At 70.1% G+C, this 13,513-nt stretch carries 14 protein-coding genes and 2 pseudogenes; 4 read left to right on the top strand and 12 right to left on the bottom strand.

What is annotated here, in order from left to right:
- Positions 1-23: 23 nt before the first annotated feature.
- The 3 genes and pseudogenes from BLU79_RS00510 to BLU79_RS00500 all read right to left on the bottom strand — a co-directional run bounded on the left by BLU79_RS00510 (position 24) and on the right by BLU79_RS00500 (position 2,681).
- A pseudogene (locus BLU79_RS00510) lies at positions 24-842 on the bottom strand (ABC transporter ATP-binding protein).
- Entirely contained in the window at positions 829-1,881 is a 1,053-nt protein-coding gene (locus tag BLU79_RS00505; RefSeq protein WP_093903539.1) for a taurine ABC transporter substrate-binding protein, read from the bottom strand. Before BLU79_RS00505 ends, BLU79_RS00510 begins: the two are co-directional and overlap by 14 nt.
- A 53-nt stretch (positions 1,882-1,934) precedes the next feature.
- Complete coding sequence (locus BLU79_RS00500) at positions 1,935-2,681, bottom strand: ABC transporter permease (protein WP_093903538.1); 747 nt, start codon at positions 2,679-2,681, stop codon at positions 1,935-1,937.
- Between the two features lie 317 nt (positions 2,682-2,998).
- Here BLU79_RS00500 and BLU79_RS00495 point away from each other — a divergent pair, with 317 nt between their 5' ends.
- On the top strand, positions 2,999-3,916 hold the full coding sequence (locus tag BLU79_RS00495; protein WP_093903537.1) for an RNA polymerase sigma-70 factor: 918 nt from the start codon (positions 2,999-3,001) through the stop codon (positions 3,914-3,916).
- Here the strand turns inward: BLU79_RS00495 and BLU79_RS00490 are convergent.
- Together BLU79_RS00490 and BLU79_RS00485 are read right to left on the bottom strand one after the other, a co-directional pair.
- The gene (locus BLU79_RS00490; RefSeq protein WP_093903536.1) at positions 3,876-4,745 is read right to left on the bottom strand and encodes a sigma-70 family RNA polymerase sigma factor family protein; all 870 of its coding nucleotides are present in this window, start codon (positions 4,743-4,745) and stop codon (positions 3,876-3,878) included. The two genes, BLU79_RS00495 and BLU79_RS00490, sit on opposite strands and share 41 nt — an antisense overlap.
- A gap of 116 nt (positions 4,746-4,861) precedes the next feature.
- Positions 4,862-5,107, bottom strand: a pseudogene (locus BLU79_RS00485) (hypothetical protein); the annotation flags it as partial.
- On the opposite strand from BLU79_RS00485, the gene BLU79_RS47770 reads away from it, so the two are divergent.
- Positions 5,021-5,347, top strand: a complete 327-nt coding sequence (locus BLU79_RS47770; protein WP_143052441.1) for a sigma-70 family RNA polymerase sigma factor family protein — start codon at positions 5,021-5,023, stop codon at positions 5,345-5,347. The pseudogene BLU79_RS00485 and the gene BLU79_RS47770 sit on opposite strands and share 87 nt — an antisense overlap.
- 126 nt (positions 5,348-5,473) lie before the next feature.
- Here BLU79_RS47770 and BLU79_RS00480 read toward each other — a convergent pair whose 3' ends face one another.
- From BLU79_RS00480 to BLU79_RS00460, 5 genes are all read right to left on the bottom strand, one after another.
- Positions 5,474-6,220, bottom strand: a complete 747-nt coding sequence (locus BLU79_RS00480; protein ID WP_093903535.1) for an SDR family oxidoreductase — start codon at positions 6,218-6,220, stop codon at positions 5,474-5,476.
- 106 nt (positions 6,221-6,326) lie between these two features.
- A complete protein-coding gene (locus tag BLU79_RS00475; protein WP_177000846.1) occupies positions 6,327-8,027 on the bottom strand; it encodes an FAD-dependent oxidoreductase in 1,701 nt (566 codons plus the stop codon).
- Between the two features lie 140 nt (positions 8,028-8,167).
- On the bottom strand, positions 8,168-8,665 hold the full coding sequence (locus BLU79_RS00470) for an Ohr family peroxiredoxin (RefSeq protein WP_093903533.1): 498 nt from the start codon (positions 8,663-8,665) through the stop codon (positions 8,168-8,170).
- 124 nt (positions 8,666-8,789) lie between these two features.
- The gene (locus tag BLU79_RS00465) at positions 8,790-9,686 is read right to left on the bottom strand and encodes an RNA polymerase sigma-70 factor (RefSeq protein ID WP_093903532.1); all 897 of its coding nucleotides are present in this window, start codon (positions 9,684-9,686) and stop codon (positions 8,790-8,792) included.
- A gap of 83 nt (positions 9,687-9,769) precedes the next feature.
- Positions 9,770-10,528: a class I SAM-dependent methyltransferase gene (locus tag BLU79_RS00460; protein ID WP_093903531.1), complete on the bottom strand. Its 759-nt coding sequence runs from the start codon at positions 10,526-10,528 to the stop codon at positions 9,770-9,772.
- A 179-nt stretch (positions 10,529-10,707) separates the two neighbouring features.
- On the opposite strand from BLU79_RS00460, the gene BLU79_RS00455 reads away from it, so the two are divergent.
- Together BLU79_RS00455 and BLU79_RS00450 are read left to right on the top strand one after the other, a co-directional pair.
- Entirely contained in the window at positions 10,708-11,094 is a 387-nt protein-coding gene (locus tag BLU79_RS00455) for a cupin domain-containing protein (protein ID WP_093904162.1), read from the top strand.
- 77 nt (positions 11,095-11,171) lie between these two features.
- Positions 11,172-12,083 carry a UTP--glucose-1-phosphate uridylyltransferase gene (locus BLU79_RS00450; protein WP_093903530.1) on the top strand — a complete coding sequence of 304 codons (912 nt, stop codon included), beginning with the start codon at positions 11,172-11,174 and terminating at the stop codon, positions 12,081-12,083.
- 12 nt (positions 12,084-12,095) lie between these two features.
- Here the strand turns inward: BLU79_RS00450 and BLU79_RS00445 are convergent, their stop codons facing one another.
- Together BLU79_RS00445 and BLU79_RS00440 are read right to left on the bottom strand one after the other, a co-directional pair.
- Positions 12,096-13,034: a hypothetical protein gene (locus BLU79_RS00445; protein ID WP_093903529.1), complete on the bottom strand. Its 939-nt coding sequence runs from the start codon at positions 13,032-13,034 to the stop codon at positions 12,096-12,098.
- On the bottom strand, positions 13,031-13,513 hold the full coding sequence (locus tag BLU79_RS00440) for a hypothetical protein (protein ID WP_093903528.1): 483 nt from the start codon (positions 13,511-13,513) through the stop codon (positions 13,031-13,033). Before BLU79_RS00440 ends, BLU79_RS00445 begins: the two co-directional genes overlap by 4 nt.

Genomic DNA, 13,513 nt, shown 5'->3' with positions numbered 1-13,513 from the left:
GGTGAGTGCGGGGATCACGGGGATCAAGGCGCTGCGGCGGCCTTGACGGCGTGGGCGACCTGGGCCCGCAGCTCGGCGAACTCGCGGGAGTCGCGCAGCTCTTCGGCATCGATGTCGCCGCGCGGCAGCGGGATCGGCAGGTCCAGGGCCACGGTCTCGGGGCTCTTCGTCAGCACCACGATGCGGGAGCCGAGGAACACCGCCTCGTCCGCCGAGTGCGTCACGAACACCGTGGTCCGGCCGGTCCGTTAGGTGACCCGGCGGACATCCTCCTGGAGCCGCTCCCGGGTCAGCGCGTCCAGCGCCGCGAACGGTTCGTCGAGGAGGAGGAGCGGGTTCTCGGCGGCCAGCGCCCGGGCGATGGCGACGCGTTGCTGCTGGCCACCGGAGATCTCCCAGGTGCGCCGCTTCTCGGTGCCCTCCAGGCCGACCCGGCCCACCAACTCCGCGCGCCGCTTGGGCCATTGGGCCCGGGGCACACCCGCGTACCGCAGCGCCAGGTCGACATTGCCCCGCACGGTCCGCCACGGGAACAGCCGCGGCGTCTGGAACACCACGCCGGCCGTCTCGCCGGGCCGCGGCTCGCTGCCGGAGACCCGCACCGAGCCGTGTGTGGGCCGCTCGAAGCCCGCGATCAGCCGCAGCAGCGTGCTCTTGCCGCAGCCGGACGCACCCACCAGGACGAGGAACTTCCCGGCCGGGACGGTCAGGTCGACCGGCCCGACGGCCGTGAAGGCCTCGCCGCCCCGGCCGTACCGATGGGTGACCTGGTCGAGGCGGACGGACCCGGCGCGCGCGACGTCCCCCGCTTCCTTGGCCTCGGTGAGCTCACTTGAGGACATCGGGCAGCCCCTTGAGATAGAAGGCCTTGCGGACGACGTCCTGGGACGGTGCGCCGTCGATCTGCTTCTGGTCGGCCAGGAACCGACCCGTGTCGGTGACGTAGGTGAGCAGCTTGCCTGGGCTGCCGTCGATGCCCAGCCAGTCGGCGGAGACCACCTGCTCCGGGGTGAGGAACACCCCCTGCGAGAGCTGCGCCTCGGCATCCGCCGTGCTGATGCCGAGCTCTGCCGCGACAGCCTTGACCGAGCCGTCCGGGTCGGACTTGAGCAGGCGCAGTGCCTCGGCCTCCGCCTTGCGCCAGGCATCGATGGCCTGGGGATCCCGGGCGATCAGGTCGTCCGACACGACGGCCAGATCGAGGGTCGGCTTGCCCGCCGCGCCGATCTCCTTGCTGTTGGTGAGCTGGGTGCCGGTCTTGCGCAGCTCGTCCAGGGTCGGCAGCCAGACATAGGCGGCGTCGATGTCACCCCGCTGCCAGGCGGCGAGGATCGGCTGTGGCTGAAGGTCGATGAGCTCGACGTCGGACGGCTTGAGGCCGGCCGTCTCCAGCGCCGCGAGCAGGCTGTAGTGCGAGGTGGAGGCGAAGGGCATGGCCATCTTCTTGCCCTTGAGCCCGGCGACGTCGGTGATGCCGGTGGCCTTGCGCGCCACGAGGGCCTCGTTCTCACCCGCGACGTCGAGGATCCATGCGACCTTGTACGGGATGGGCGAACTGCCCGACACCCCGCGGGCGAACGGGCTCGAGCCCAGCGCCGCGATGTCGAGGGACTTGCCGAGGAAGGCCTGGTTGACACTGGCGCCGGAGTCGAACGTGATCCAGGTGATCTCGTAGTCCGGCAGCGCCTTCTCCAGCAGCTTTCCGTTCTTCACGAGCAAGTCGCCGCTGGGGAAGGCGAAGTAGCCGATACGCAGCCGCTTTGAGCCGCCGGACGTCGACGCCGCACTGTCCGAGGAGCAACCGGTGACGGCCGCGGAGACGGCGGCCAGGGCGCCGGCGAGGAGGAGACGGCGGGACGGACCTTGGGGGACAGGGGGCATGGCGGAGCCGTTTCTCTGAAGAGGGAGGGCAGGGCACAGGGGGGACAAAGGCCCTACGCGCGACCGCGCCACGGAACGACCGCCCGTTCCAGCCGCAGCAGCAGGCCGTCGATGATCAGGCCGGAGACGCCGATGGCGATGATGCCGACGAGCACGACAGGGGTGTTGTTGTAGTTGGCGGCGTCCTTCACCATGCCGCCGATGCCTGGCAGGCCGTTGACCAACTCGGCGGCGACCAGGGAGGAGTAGGCGACCCCCACGGCGAGTCGGACCCCGGTGAGCGTCTCCGGCAGGGCTGACGGGACGACCACGTCCCGGACGACGTCCCACCGCGACGCGCCGAGCGCACGGGCCGCCTCGATCAGGCTCCTCGGCACGGCCGCGACGGCCGTGGTGGTGGACACCGCCACGGGCGGGAAGGCGGCCACGGCCAGCAGCGTGACCTTCGGTTCCTCGTTGATGCCCAGCCAGATGATGAGCAGCGAGAAGTACGCCAGCGGCGGCAGCGTCCGCAGGAAGGTGATCCAGGGCTCGAACAGCGAGCGCAGCCAGCCGACGGTGCCCATGAGCAGCCCGAAGACCACGCCGGCGGCGATGCCGATCCCGGCGCCGACCGCGATGCGCCGCAGGCTGATGCCGAGGTGCTCGACGAGTGTGGTGCCGTTGTAGCCCCGTACGCCGTCATGGGTGGTGGAGACGTCGATGAACGCGTCCCACACCTTGGCCGGCGGCGGAACCAGCGTCTCGCTCCACGTCCCGAGGGGGAATTGTGGACATGGCCGGCCCCGAGCGAGAGTGATGCCGAACGAAGAGGGAGCACACCCTGGGACAGGGCACGGAAACCGCCCTGGTACGGGTGTGCGGGGTGTGCGGGTGCCATCACCGCACGGCAGGGCGCATCAGCAGAGGCTGGGTCAGCGACAACACGAGCCCGGGCGTCGGCACAGGTCGATGACCGGGCGTCGCACCAAGGGCTCGGGACTCATGACGCACATTTGTACAGCAGCCGAAGTGCTTCACCAAGAGGCGGTCCATTCTCTGGAACGTGGCCTCGGGACGGCTCCCTCCCCGCACGAAGTCACTGTCACAGAACGGCGGGCTGCCCGGTCTATGAGGCATGGATCTCAAGACGTCCCGCGCGGAAAGCAGCCTGGACGACGCCGTTTCTGTCTTCGTGGAGCTCCGTCCGCGGCTCTTCGGTATCGCGTACCGCGTGCTGGGCAGCGCGGTCGAGGCCGAAGACGTGGTTCAGGAAGTCTGGATGCGCTGGCAGCGAACCGACCGCTCCGTGGTGCTCAGCCCCGTGGCCTTTCTGTCGAGCACCACCGCCCGGCTGGCCATCAACGTCGCTCAGTCCGCGCGTGTGCGCCGCGAGACCTACATCGGCCCGTGGCTGCCCGAGCCCGTCGACACGAGCAACGATCCCCAGGTCGGCGCCGAGCGGGCGGAGGCTCTGGAACTCGCTCTGCTTCTCGTCCTGCAGAGGCTTAGTCCCACGGAGCGGGCCGCGTACGTCCTGAGGGAGGCGTTCGACTACGCCTACTCCGAGATCGCGGAGATTCTGCGGCTCAGCGTCGTCAACGTCCGCCAGATCGTGAGCCGGGCCCGCAAGCATCTCGCGGCCGATCAGCGGGAGACCGTGGACACGGCGCAGCATCGGCAGCTCCTCGACGCCTTCGTGTCGGCAGCGCAGAACGGTGATGTCGCCTCACTGCAGGCTCTCCTCACACCGGACACCGTGAGCCTGTCCGACGGCAACGGCATCCGGGGCGCGGCCCGCGTCCCCGTACTGGGCCGCGCACGGGTGGCGAACCTGGCGACTGCCACGCGGAAGTTCTGGAGCGGTGCCGATATCCGTCATGTCGAGGCCAACGGACGCAGCGGAGTGCTGCTCTACCGGGACGGTACGCCCACGACGTTCATGACGATGGCGGCCTCGCCCCAGGGCATTCACCAGGTGATGTGGGTGTTCAACCCGAGCAAGATCGCGGCGTTCATCGACTCCGGTTCCAGGTGCGGAGCTTGTCCGGATTGAGGGTGACCCAGACCTGGACGACGTACGGGCCGGCGATGTCGAGGCTGATGACCGCGGCCACCTGAGGGCCGTAGCGTACGACGAGACCGGTCCGTCCGTTGACGGGATGCGTGTGCACGCTCGTCCGTGGATGCCGGGCCAGCAGGGTCAGGAGGCTGCGCGCCACTCGGGTGTTGCCGTGCACCGGTTTGATCAGCGCCCGCACCTTGCCGCCACCGTCGAAGAACGCCATGGCATCGGCGGCGAGGAGCGACGCCAGGACCGTCTCGTCCTCCGCCACGCACGCCTCACGCACCGCCCGGGCCACCGCATCGTGCTCCCGGGCCGACGTGGGCCGCGCACGCCGCACCCGCAGACTGCGCCGGGCCCGGTCCGCCAGCTCGGCACACTCCGGCTCGGTCTGGCGCACGATGTCGGCGACCGCACCCGGCGCCATCCCGAAGACGTCGTTCAGCACGAACGCCGCCCGCTCGGCCGGGGACAGGGAATCCAACGCCTCCAGCAGGACCCCGCTGATCTCCTCCGCGAGCATCCCCTGCGCCACCGCACCCGCACAGCCGGCCGCCTCCCCGACCGCACGCTCCCGGTCCCGGCGAGGCAGGGCCAGCCGGGACAGACAGATACTCCCGGCGACCTGGGACAGCCACGACCGCGGCGCCGTGATCCGTGCCCGTGCCGGATCCGGCAGCTCGAACCACCGCCGGTAGGTCTCGTCGATGACACCCTCGGCCTCACGGCCGCTGCCCAGCATCCAGTACGCGATATCCAGCAGATGCCGTCGTTCGTCCAGCAACTCCGCGATCGGTACCGCGTCATCCGTACCCGCCATACGGCATCACTCCCTTACTCAGTGAGACCGGAAAGGCGCAGATCTTGTGACATCGGCCCGACCGGGGCCGGGACCGGGGCCGGTGCCTAGGCCGATGTCGCCGTGCCGTCGAGTCGAGTGAGTCCGTCGCCGGCGAGCCGGGCGATCTGCGCTTCCTGCGGGGTGAGGGCCGAGTGTGTCGCGACGGCGCGTCGGCGAATCGTCGCTCCGGTGGCCTGGAGTTCCCGCCGCGCGCGTTCCGCGAACGCCTCGGCGCCGATCTGGCTGAGCGTGTCATGGGCGGAACTCAACTGCGCACGGGCGTCGGCTCGGCGGTTCTCGCGGCGCAGCCACTCGCCGTAGAGGAGACGGGCACGGGCGACATCCTCCAGCGGGAGGGGTTCGGATACCCGTACAACCGGATCGCCGAGCTCCTCGGCCTAGGCGTCCCCAACGCGAGGCAGCACGTCTCACGCGCCCAGGAGCGTCTCGACGCGAACCGGCACAGGCAGCCCGTGGACTCGGTGGCGCATCGGCGGCTCGTTCAGGCCTTTCTCGCGGCGGCACAGTCCGGTGACCTCGGGCGCTTGGAAGCGGTGCCCACGGCAGACGCGAGCGAGTAGCTGCTGACAACTGATTCACGGAATTTCGAGGCCCCTGCCGAAAAGCGAAGCAGGGGCCAACCGGTGTCGGACTCGTGTCGGACTGGTGTCGGAAATCAGGGGCTGATTCGCCGGGATTACTCGGGATTACTTCTGCTGCGCGAACCAGTCGGACAGCTTCGTCTCGGCGATGTGCGCGTCCGGCCCCGGCAGGAGGGTGGTCTCCTGCAGCTCGGCACCGGAGTACGGGGCGTGCGGGTCCGTGACGACGGTGCGGGGGTCGTTCTGGGCGGCGAGCGCCTTGCGGATCAGCTCGTCGAGCTGGAACACGTCGGGGCCCGCGATCTCGACCAGGCCGTTGACGGGAGTGCCGACGGCGGTGCGGCCGACGGCCGCGGCCACGTCGTCGGAGTAGATGGGCTGGAACTTGGCGGAGGACAGCCGCACGGTGTCGCCGTCGGTCGAGATGTCCGCGATCCCCTTGATGAACTCGAAGAACTGGGTGGCGTGGACGATGGAGTAGGGCATGCCGGACTCCTTGATCAGGTCTTCCTGGGCCTGCTTGGCCCGGAAGTACCCGCTCTCCTGGAGGCGGTCGGTGCCGACCACGGACAGCGCCACATGGTGCGTCACGCCGGCCTCGGCCTCCGCCTCGAGGAGGTTGGCCGTCGAGGTGCGGAAGAAGTTCATGACGGCGTCGTCCTCCCACGCGGGGGAGTTGGACACGTCGACCACGACCGCCGCGTCCTTCAGGACCTCGGCGAGACCCTCGCCCGTGAGGGTGTTGACGCCGGTGTTGGGCGAGGCGGCCACCGCCTCGTGGCCGTGCTCGTTGAGCTTGACGACCAGCTTCGAACCGATGAGACCGGTGCCACCGATCACGACGACCTTCATAGCGGATTCCTTTCGGAGGAGAATTCGGTCTGCACAACGTCTGCACCAGAAGAGACAGGGCAGGGGATCCGTGTGTGACACGCGACGCGCAGGAAATCGGGAAATTTCATTCCGCGAGTTTCCCTTCGGTCGAGACCTCTTCCATCAGGGCGGAAACCTCGTTCGGAATGTCCGGGATGCTCTCGTGGGTGACGCCCGTCGTCGGGGACCACACGAGATTGACGCGCAGCGCGGGATCCAGGTCGGGGTAGTCGCTGCGGTTGTGGCAGCCACGGGTCTCGCGCCGCTCCAGCGCCGCTTCGAGGGTGGCCCGGGCCGCCAGGGCGGCGGACTTGAGGTCGAAGGCGTGCGCCAGGTCCTGATATCCGGCGATGTCCGGGTGCACGCCGACGTCCGCCATCCGCTTCTCGATCACGGAGAGTTCCGCAAGGCCCGCACGCAGGCCCTCTTCGTCGCGTACGACCCCCGCGTGCTCGGTCATGGTGTTGCGGATCGCGCGCTGCAGGGCACGCACGTTCTCCGGCCCGTCGGCCGCGAGCAGATCGTCGATCTCCGCGCGGGCCTCGGCGATGGCCGACGCCGACCGGCGCTGCGCGGTCAGGGACTGCGAGTAGGCGGCGGCCGCCTGCCCCGTGATGCGGCCGAAGACCAGCAGCTCGATGAGACTGTTCCCGCCGAGGCGATTGGCTCCGTGCAGCCCGCTCGACGCCTCACCGATGGCGTACAGCCCCCGCACATCGGTGCTGTGGTCCTCGGGACGCACCCACACGCCGCCCATCGAGTAGTGCGCGGTGGGCGCGATCTCGATCGGCTCGCGGGTGATGTCCAGCATCTGGAGGTCGAGCATCGTCTGGTAGACGCGGGGGAGCCGGGTCATGATCGTCTGCCGGGGCAGATGGGAGACGTCGAGCCATACGCCGCCCTTGGCGGTACCCCGCCCCTCCTTGATCTCCGTGTAGGAGGCCAGGGCCACGCGGTCGCGGGTGGACAGCTCCATCCGGTCGGGGTCGTAGCGGGCCATGAACCGTTCCCCGACGGCGTTGCGCAGGATCCCGCCCTCGCCCCGGGCGGCCTCGCTGACCAGGGTGCCGGCCGCGTTCTCCGGCTCGATGATCCCGGAGGGGTGGAACTGGACCAGCTCGGCGTCGCGCAGCCGGGCGCCGGCCTCCACGGCCAGCCGGAAGGAGTCACCCGTGTTCTCGTCGCGCCGGGAGGAGGTGCGCCGCCAGATACGCGTGTGGCCGCCCGCGGCGAGAATGACCGCGTCCGCGTGGATCAGATAGCGCCTTCCGTTCGCGAGGTCGAAGCCGTAGGCGCCGAACACGGCCCCGTCATGCACCAGGAGCCGGGTGATGTAGACGCCTTCGAGCACCGGGATGTCGAGCTGCTCGGCGCGCCTGACGAGCGTGCGCTGGATCTCCAGCCCGGTGTAGTCGCCGGCGAAGGCGGTCCGCCGGAACTTGTGCGCGCCGAAGAACCGCTGGGAGATACGGCCGTCCTCCTCCCGGGCGAAGGCCATGCCGTAGCGCTCCAGGTCGTCGATGCCCCGGCCGGCGCCCTGGGTGACGATCTCGACGGTGCGGGGGTCGGCGAGCAGGTAGCTCTCCTTGATCGTGTCCGCCGCGTGCTGCTGCCAGCTGTCCTCCGGGTCCATGGTGGCCAGCGCCGCGTTGATTCCTCCGGCGGCAAGTGCCGTATGGGCGTCGTCCTTGGGGCGCTTGCCGACGGCGAGGACGTCGACACCGGCCTCGGCCAGCTCGATCGCGGCCCGCAGACCGGCGCCTCCGGTGCCGATCACCAGCACCATGGTGGAAAGACGTTGTTCGGTGATAGCCACGGTCTTCTCCGATCAGGGGGTGTCATTCAGTACGACCGGACTGCCGGCGGATCTGTGACAGAACTCCGTGGCCCAGGTACCCCCGATCGGAAAGCGGGTATCGCTGCCGGTCAGGACGCCAGCGTGATGGTCGTCGGTGTGCCCTGCCCTGCCATGCGCGCGTAGGGGCACAGCGAATCGGCCCTCCGAAGGAGGGGCACGGCGATCTCGGGGTCGATGTCCGGCCACCCGACCACCAGGTCGATGTGCAGCAGATAGCCGCCGTCCTCCGGGTCCCGTCCGAAGGCCACGGTCGCCGCCACGGAGATCGGTGCGGGGTCGAGCTCCTCCTGGCGTGCCACCAGACTCAGGGCGCCGTGGAAGCAGGCGGCGAAGCCGGCCGCGAACAGCTGCTCAGGGTTCGTCCCCCGGCCGTCTCCGCCCAGTTCGGCGGGCATGCGCAGGTCGAGATCCAGGACGCCGTCGCCCGAGCGCGCCCTGCCCGAGGCCCGCCCGTGGCTCGCCGGTCCACCGCTCACCGTCACCGTCGTGGTGTAGATGGGGGAGAAGGACTCTCCGACGTAGTCCTTCTCGATGGACAGGTCGGGCAACTGGAACGGCTCGCTCATCGGGTGCCTCCCGCGTAGAGGAATCCCAGGTCCGGGACAGCTGGTTGACCGACAAGTCATCCACCTTGTGACAGCCGCCTGTTGGGGCCGGGCAGCCGGGCGCGGCCTCGGCACGAGGCACGTCTCAATCGGTCAGCGAGGCCACGTAGGGAGCCAGCTTGGCCGGGTTCATGACCCACATGATCTGCTCGATGCCCCGTTCCGACACATCGGCGCAGAGCAGCGCCACCGCGTTCCCGTCGACGGAGACGAGGGCGGCCGGCCTGCCGTTGGCCTCGACCCAGCGGACCTCCGTCGGAGGCCAGAAGCGTGGGGCGAAGGCGGCCAGGTACTTGGACACGCGAAGACGCCCGACGACCGGGATCTTGGAGGCGCCGCGTATCCCTCCGCCGTCGGAGTAGCTGACGACGTCCGCGGTGAGGATCTGCTCCAGCTCCGACAGGCTGCCGGTCCGGGCCGCGTCGAGGAACACCTCCAGCAGGCGCCGGTGAGCGGTGGAGCTGACCGGCGCCGTACGCTCCGCGGCCAGGTGTTTCCTGGCGCGGGTGACGAGCTGACGCGTATTGGCCTCGCTCGTCTCCAGCATGTCCGCGATCCGCTTGTACGGGTAGTCGAAGGCCTCCCGCAGCACGTAGGCGGCACGCTCCACGGGGTTGAGCTTCTCCAGGAGGAGCAGCACCGCCATGTCGAGGGCCTCGGCGCGTTCCGCGCCCAGCTGCGGATCCGCACGGGTGTCGACCGGCTCCGGAAGCCACGGTCCGACGTACGACTCACGCCGCATCCTGGCCGACTGGGCGAGGTTGATCGCGAGCCGGGTGGTGACGGTCGCCAGGAACGCCGTCGGCTCCCGGATCTCGGTGCGGTCGGTCCCCTGCCACCGCAACCACGCCTCCTGGACGATGTCCTCGGCCTCCACCGCGCTGCCGAGCACGCGGTAGGCGATGCCGAAGAGCTGGGGGCGCGCTGCCATGAACTGCCTGGTCGCCTCGTCGAGGGAGTCGGCGTCGTCCTCGGCGCGCATGTGTGTCCTCCAGTCCTGGACGACCAGGCTACAAGCGGGTGCGGCAGGGTGCGCGGCCGGGATCGGCCTTCGCGGGGCCCCCGTCAGCGCCGCCCGAGCCCTACGGCCAGCACGGCGGGATCGGCCCGTTCGGGGAGTGGGACGAACCCGGAACCCGCCAGTTCCCCGATCACCTCGGCACGGGAGGCCGGCCACATCCAGAAGGTCTCGGTGTACTCGCGCAGCACCCCGCACTCGCCCCGCACCCAGTAGTCGAACCGTGTCCGGATCCGGTCCGCGTCGGCCGACATCACCATGCGCCCGCCGTACTCGTGCCCGCCGACCTGCTGGGCCGGAAGCACATGCGTGGCCTCGTGCGGGGGAAGACGGTCGGGCGGGAGCTGGACAAGAAACACCCCTCCGGCGACGAGCGCGTCGGCGACGGCCGGCCACAGGGCCCGGCGTGCGGCCGGGTGAAGACAGGCGATCGTGTTGTGGCATATGCCCACGTCGGCCACCTCTCGCAGGGCGGCCTCGGCTAGTCCGCCGGGGTGCACGGTCACCCGCATCCGCACGTCCACGGGCAGGGCTGCCAGGCGTGTCATCAGCAGGGACCGCATGGCGCGCGTGGGCTCGACGGCATGCACGGGAACCCGCGAGTCCGCGAGACTCATGAGCGTGACCCGCCCGGTGCCGGCGCCGACGTCCAGCACACCCCGACGGGCGACGCGGACATCGCGGCCGTAGAACCGGCGTACGCGTGCCCTGTCCCGGTCCGCCTGCAGGATGTCGTAGAACTCGGCACTGATCGCGTAGGCGTCCGGCGACTCCCGGCTGGGAGGATCAACGGACACATCTGCCATAAAGGGAGCATATATAGCAAGACCGGTCAGGTGGCTTGTCTGTGACAGACCCTGTCACACATACCGCCCGTGCCCGGTCTTCAGAGAGCGCAACCCCTACCGGGACCACTACGGAGGTGCACATCGTGTCTACCAAGGACTCAGCGGACGTGGGCAACGACGAGCGGCGTTCCATCGGAATGGACGCGGTGACGATGCTGCAGGACGTCGTACCGCCCCAGATCCCCGAAGGCGCATCGAGCATGACCATCCTGGTCGAGTGGCCGCCCGGTGACCCCGGCAACCCTCCGCACCGGCACTCGGGGCCGGCCTTCGGATACGTCATCGAGGGCGAGCTGCTGTTCGAGCTGGAGGGTGAGCCGGAACGTGTCGTCAAGGCCGGCGAGACGTTCTGGGAGCCGGGCGGGGACGTGATCCACTACCAGGACGGCAACGCCCGAACCGACGTGCCGTGCCGGTTCCTCGTCACCATGCTGTGTGCGCCGGGCCGGCCGATGCTCACGCTGGTCGACGAGGAGGAACTGGGCCGTCGGACCCATCTGCGCGCTCCACGCCCCGCGAACTGACCTGTGGACCGCGTTGGTAGCGTCGACCCTGTGCCGTGCCTCCCGGTACGGTGCGCCGATCGACCGAGAGAGATGCGATGTCCCCGACGATTCGCAGGGCTGTGATCCCCGCCGCCGGACTCGGCTCCCGTCTGCTGCCCCTGACGAAGGCGACACCGAAGGAGATGCTCCCGGTCGGCGACAAGCCGGTCATCGAGCACACCGTGCGCGAGCTGGTGGACTCAGGCATCACCGACATCACCATCGTGGTCTCCGGCGGCAAGAGCCTCATCCAGGACCACTTCCGCCCCAACCCCGCCCTCGTCGAGCAACTCCGGGGCGACGGCAAGACGGCCTACGCCGACGCCGTGGAGGAGGTCGCGGAGCTGGCCCGCCAGGGCCACATCACCTACCTCGACCAGTACGGCCCGTACGGCAACGGCACGCCGGTGCTGAACGCCGCCCGCTCCTTCGGCGACGAGCCCGTGCTGGTGCTCTGGCCCGACGACGTGTTCGTCGCCGAGGTCCCCCGCGCCCAGCAGCTGATCCGGGCCTACGAGCAGACCGGCTGCCCGGTGCTGGCCCTCCTGCCGATGGACCCCACCGAGTCCCAGCGCTACGGCGTGCCCATCGTCAAGGAGGACCTCGGGGACGGCCAGCTGCGCATCACCGGACTGGTCGAGAAGCCCGAGCCCGAGGCCGCCCCGTCGTCTTACGCCGCCATCGGCGGCTATGTCATCACCCCCGGCATCGTCGACGAACTGCGCGAACAGACCCGCCGCTGGTACGAGCACCGGACCGGCGAGGTCTACCTGACCGACGCCATCAACGCCTACGCGGCCACCCGCGCGGTGTACGGCCAGGTCATCAAGGGCCGCTGGTACGACACCGGCAACCCGGCCGACTACCTGGTCGCCCAGATGGCGTCCGCCCTGGCCCACCCGGAGTACGGCCCCCTCCTGCGTGGCCTGGTCGCCGGGTTGGACGACGACGGGGCCCCGGCCTCATAGCGCAGTGTTGCCTCATCGCGCCGGGTTGTCGGTGGCCGCGGTCGCTCCGTGCCCGGCGCGGATCAGGGTGATCACGGTGTCGGTCGTGCGATCGAGGTAGCTGCGGCCGTCGGGCAGCCGTTGCTCCCGGCTGATGTAGCTGCGTGGACCGAGGTGGGTGGCCGGATCGAGCCGATGCACGGTGACCTTCCCGGCGCGCCGGGCGCGGTTCCAACCACTCCTGCGGAACAGACGCCAGCGCTGCGGGAAGATCCAGGTGCCGACCCGCTCGATACGGTCGTACGCGCTGGTCAGCTGATGCACGTGCTCGGCATGGGTGAGGTCGTTGGCGCCGTTGTGGAACCCGCCGAGCGTGATCACCATGAGCGGGCAGCGAAGCCGGGTGTGCAGTTGGTCGACCGCCCCGGTGGCGACCTGCGCACCGCCGCTGTAGCTGAGCAGCACCACCGGGACACCGCTGTCGGGCCGGTAACCGGCGAGCTGCAGCTGCGTGGCGATCTGGGAGCCGACGGCCCGGTTGTACAGGGGGCGGTACCGGTGGTCGGCGGCGACGAAGATCTGCATGACGTTGTGCAGGAAGAGCAGCAGCCCGATGTGGTGGCGCAGCCACTTCCACACCGGCCGGTCGGCCAGCGGGTCGGCCAGCGGCGAGTAGGGCTGCACCTGCCCCAGCACCCGCAGTTCCGGCGCCCCGGCGAGCACGGCCTTGACCAGCTGGCCGCCGTCCCGGGTGTCCCGGAAGCGGCGTTTGCCGATGCCGTCCAGGTAGACCAGGTAGGCGTCCGGAGGCGTGTCCGCGGTCGCACCCCGGGCGTAGGGCACGCCCTCGGGGAGATCGGTGGTGGGGGCCCGGAAACCGGCGCTGTAGGACAGCACCTCGTAGCGGGCCAGCAGGCCTTCGGCGAGCAGGACCGGTCCGACCACACAGGCCCAGAGAAGGAAGTCGTTCATGAGATCGGCTCCGTCGTCCGGGGCGCACTGATCCTGACGACCAGACGCCGAACGGCCTCCACAGCGACACCGAGTCCGGTCCCGGCGACGGCCACGCAGCCCGCGGCGCCCCACCAGCCGAGCCCGGACGCCTCGGCGAGCGGGCCTGCCAGACCGGCCCCGACCCCCACGAAGAGCAGCAGGTGGAGCAGCGGCCCGAGCAACGGGAACGCGAGGACGGCGGAGAGCAGCAGCGGCGCGACCAGGCCCGCCGTCCACTCCAGCCCGTCGCCCGGTGGCGGTGAGGACACCACCAGCTCGGACAGGGTCCACGCGGTCAGCGGCCACAGCGCGAACACGGCGGCCTCGACGAGACCGGCGGTCAGCAGCGACCCGGCCACCAGAGTGCGCGGCATGCCGGGCCGACGGGCCAGCAGCGGCAGGATCCGGCCGGCGGCCTCCGACAGCCCGGCGAACAGCAGCAGGACGACGACGGACAT

The sequence above is a fragment of the Streptomyces sp. cf386 genome (assembly GCF_900103585.1).
Lineage (GTDB): Bacteria > Actinomycetota > Actinomycetes > Streptomycetales > Streptomycetaceae > Streptomyces.
This window is presented reverse-complemented; position numbering and strand designations above follow the sequence as displayed.